Origin of the sequence: Clostridium algidicarnis DSM 15099, assembly GCF_002934235.1 — a bacterium.
GTDB lineage: Bacteria > Bacillota > Clostridia > Clostridiales > Clostridiaceae > Clostridium_L > Clostridium_L algidicarnis.
On record NZ_PTIS01000034.1, the window covers coordinates 1 to 3,421 of the forward strand.

A 3,421-nucleotide genomic window follows, 5' to 3' on the forward strand; every position below is an offset into this window, starting at 1 on the left:
ATCCGGTGATTATGGCTTAGTGGTAACACCCCTTCCCATTCCGAACAGGATGGTTAAGCACTAAAGCGCTGATGGTACTACAAGGGAGGCCTTGTGGGAGAGTAAGTCGTCGCCGGGTGAAAACAAGGTTTACTAGCTCAGTTGGTAGAGCACATGACTTTTAATCATGGTGTCCGGGGTTCGATTCCCCGGTAAGCCACCAAAAGCACACTTATTTATAAGTGTGCTTTTATTTGGTTTAAATTTTATTTATCTTTTTAATAATGTTTTTTGTATTTATATATATGACTACTATTGATCCACAAAAAGATAACAGATATCTTATTGATGGTGAATGGTAGTACCAGGTGTAATTTGCTAAAATATAGGGCTGCGGATCATTGACAAAAGATATAATAAGGGATACATTAAGTACTAAGTGAATAAGATTAAGTAATGACTTAACGAGGGCGGAGGAGTCTTATGAAATTATTAAAGTTTAATTCAGTAAAGCTTTCTATTACTATCACAATTATGTATTCAATGTCACAGGTATTAGCTTCCTATGTATTGTCTCTTTTAGTAGTTGATTCAAAGGACGCTTTGATTAGAAATATTTTGATCATTCTAGGTGTTTATATGGCCAATGCATTATTACTGTATTTGGATCAGCGTTGTAAGTATGTTGCTAATTACTATTTGACTATGGATATAAATAGCAAGATTGATAGGTCAATTTCAAAGAAAACGTATTCAGATTTTATGTGTAAAGAATCTGGAGAACACGCATCGCTTTACGTAAATGATGTACCAAAAGTTTTAGAATTGGTTTTTGACAAGTATATTTCGTTAATTTCTAAAGGAACAATGACAGTTTTCATTGTAATTGCATTGTTCAAAATTCATTATTCGATGGTTATCATTGCATTAATATCATTAATAGTTATGACTTTTGTACCAATGTTATTTCAATCCACTTTATCAAGCTATATAATTAAAGTGCAACAGGAAAGAGAAAGATATTTGAATAAAACAAGAGAGTTAATGCAGGGATTTAATACATTTCTTGAAAATACGGCTTTCTCGGTATTTTTAAAGAAATCAAGAGATGCAAGCCATAAATATGCAAGCTGTGTAGTAAAAGTGAAAAGCTTTGCAGGTCTAATGAGTGGAGTTTTAACGCTTGTAAACTCATTAACAACAATATCAGCTTTAGCAATATTATCTTTTTTTGTAATTAAAGGTAAAGTGAGTTTTGGTAGTTATCTTGCAGTGCTAGGATTATTGCCGAGATTTGGTGATTCTGTAATGGAGTTCATGGCGGATAAAACCTTTTATAAATCAGGTAAGGAACTTTATCAAAAAAAGTTGGGTTATATTGATGAGCTGATTAATTATAATCATACCTATGAGATACCTATATTTATGTCAAATAATGCTTACAATAAAGATTCAATTGAAAAAGATAATGAGGATATAATTGAAGTAAGTGAGATCCAGTCAAAAGATATTTGCTTTAATTTTGATGGGAAAATGGTTAGAATTAATCAAAATATATATTTTGAAAATGGTAAGAAGTATGCTATTTTTGGAGAAAGCGGGTGCGGCAAATCAAGTTTGTTAAAGGCAATAATAGGAGAAATTAATGATTACCATGGTGATATAATGATTAATGGTAAGGTAAAAGAGAAGAATCTCATTTTGTTCTATGATATTGCCTATGTAAATCAAAATACCTATTTATTTAATGATACCATTAAAGATAATATACAAATGAATTTGTCTTTAAGTGATGGGGAAGTATTGGAGATTATGAAAGCAGTTAAGCTTGAAAGTTTAGATTTGAATTATATGATTACTGAGAATGGGAAAAACCTTTCTGGTGGTCAAAAACAACGGATTGCTTTAGCTAGGGCTATAGCTAGAAAAAAGAATGTAATAATTATGGATGAAGCAACAGCAAATCTTGACAAGGTAACTACTAGTTTCATTGAAAACTTTATTTTAGACATGGATTCAATGGTTATAATGATTTCACATCATTTAAGTGAGGAAATAAAAGAGCGACTAGATGGAGTTGTAGAGATTATATAGGATTTAGGAGGTATTAAGCAATGATATGTGATATAGAAAAGGCAAAGGCATTAGATTTTCTAAAATCTTTTAATTTAGAAATGGATGAGATAGAGGATACTAATTCATTAGCCTATAGAATAACTGATACTTATTATATTAATACAGTTAATTCTTACCTAAATGAAATTAAATTATACAAATCCGAAATTGATAAGTATATTAGCCCTGAGTACAATCTGTTTCTAAATTTATATTTTTACTTGGACGATAAAAAACAGATTAACAACATATATGATTATTTTAAAGAATTAGAGTCCATTACAAAATATGAATTTAAAAAGCTTGTTTTTAGTAACTTTAATATAGGATTTAATGATTATAACAACCAGGATGATTATAGTATTGTGGAGAGTGTAAATACTGATTCTAGAGGTAAATGGAACTTATTAAGTATGATTCAATCTACAAGTAAAACACTTATAGATATAAGAAAACTACTTGAAAAGTTATATCCGATTTTTAATAGGTATGAAGATGTTCTTATAGAAAGAAGTAAAGATAAAATGCAATCCATAATTAAAATGATAAAGGAGCAACCTAAAAGGTTTTATCGTGATATGCTTGATGAATATGTTTCTTCAAAGCTTATTGATTCTATAGATTTCGAGGATACAGAGCATTATGTTATTTACATGAATGCACATCTATTTATATCAGAGGTATTTGGAAACAAAAGAATTCTTGCTACAGGAATTTATCTTCCAGAGTATTTTAAACATAAAAATATAAATGACTCATTTAATAATGAAAGAAGACAACAAGTAATGAAATCTTTAGCCGACCCTAGTAGGTTTAAAATACTTACATTAATTCATTCTGGTGTAAATTCAAATAAAAAGATTGCAGAAGTTTTAGGTATTACACCGGCTGGAGTATCTTATCAAACAAATCAGCTTACATCAGTTGAACTACTTAAACATCAATCATCAGATATAGAGACTAAATTAATTGTTAATACAAAACTGATTGAAGATGTGTTTAATTATATATTATCCGATTTTGGCATATATAGAATTTAAAATGGATTAACATATTGTATTGTAAACGAAGACAGGACAAGGCTTACTTGAAGATTGAAAGAAAACTTTACCTAGTGTATCATTCTAAGGAATAAGGCTAAAATAATAGTAAATAGACGATATAATACTATAATCAGTGTAAATTAGATATAATGATAGCTGCTTACTTATAATATCATGTTATTATAAGTAAGCACTCGAGAGAGTTGCACAAGATTCACCAAAAGTTGACTACATAGTATAAGAACATTAAAGATTCTAAAAAACTTGTTGACAACTTACAAAAC

2 protein-coding genes, 1 tRNA gene and 1 rRNA gene are annotated in these 3,421 nt (G+C 29.4%); all 4 read left to right on the forward strand.

Annotation, left to right across the window (positions count from 1 at the left end; translation table 11 throughout):
- Position 1: 1 nt before the first annotated feature.
- The 4 genes from rrf to BD821_RS13250 all read left to right on the forward strand — a co-directional run bounded on the left by rrf (position 2) and on the right by BD821_RS13250 (position 3,134).
- Positions 2-118, forward strand: a 5S ribosomal RNA gene (gene rrf / locus BD821_RS13235).
- Positions 119-126: 8 nt separating this feature from the next.
- Positions 127-202: transfer RNA gene (locus BD821_RS13240), tRNA-Lys, on the forward strand.
- 260 nt (positions 203-462) lie between these two features.
- Positions 463-2,073: an ATP-binding cassette domain-containing protein gene (locus tag BD821_RS13245; RefSeq protein WP_104410880.1), complete on the forward strand. Its 1,611-nt coding sequence runs from the start codon at positions 463-465 to the stop codon at positions 2,071-2,073.
- A gap of 20 nt (positions 2,074-2,093) precedes the next feature.
- Entirely contained in the window at positions 2,094-3,134 is a 1,041-nt protein-coding gene (locus BD821_RS13250) for a helix-turn-helix transcriptional regulator (RefSeq protein WP_104410881.1), read from the forward strand.
- Positions 3,135-3,421: the final 287 nt, after the last annotated feature.